At 58.5% G+C, this 540-nt stretch carries 1 protein-coding gene; it reads left to right on the top strand.

Annotated elements, in window-relative coordinates:
- Window positions 1-467, top strand: a 467-nt coding sequence (locus ACFQ2O_RS22430) for a DoxX family protein (RefSeq protein ID WP_377533269.1), incomplete at its 5' end; no start/stop codon positions are given.
- Window positions 468-540: the final 73 nt, after the last annotated feature.

The following is a 540-nucleotide window of genomic DNA, read 5'->3' on the forward strand; positions in this document are numbered from 1 at the left end:
GGCGCGCAGCTGGCCCACATCAAAGTGCGCAACCCATTCATCAAGTACGTGCCCTCGTTTCTGCTGCTGCTATTGTCGCTTTTCGTAGCCGCCGCGCATGCCGGTCTGATTGGCGCATGAGCAAATTCACGGTTCTGCTCATCTGGCTCTCCAGCTTATCCTTCCTGGGCTACGGAATAGGCTACTTCATTTCCCCGAAGCTTCAGGAAGAATTCAAACGCTTCGGTCTGGCCAAGTTCGGCCCGCTGACGGGGGCGCTGGAAATACTGGGGGCCGTTGGGCTTCTGGTAGGCCTTTGGGTGCCGCTGATTCTGCTGCTGGCCTCCGGGGGCCTGACGCTGCTGATGCTGCTGGGCTTTGGGGTTCGGCTGAAGATAAAGGACGGCTTCTGGGCCTCGCTGCCGTCGTTCCTGTTTATGCTGCTGAATGCCTACATCTTCTACGAGGTGCTACAGGTATACCTGTAGGCCCCGTTAGCAGCAGCCGCTTAAGTCCCGGCAAAGCGCTGCTTCATTGCCACGCCAAGCGCTGTGCTTTGGG

This window comes from Pontibacter rugosus (assembly GCF_042678745.1).
In the GTDB taxonomy this organism is placed as follows: domain Bacteria; phylum Bacteroidota; class Bacteroidia; order Cytophagales; family Hymenobacteraceae; genus Pontibacter; species Pontibacter rugosus.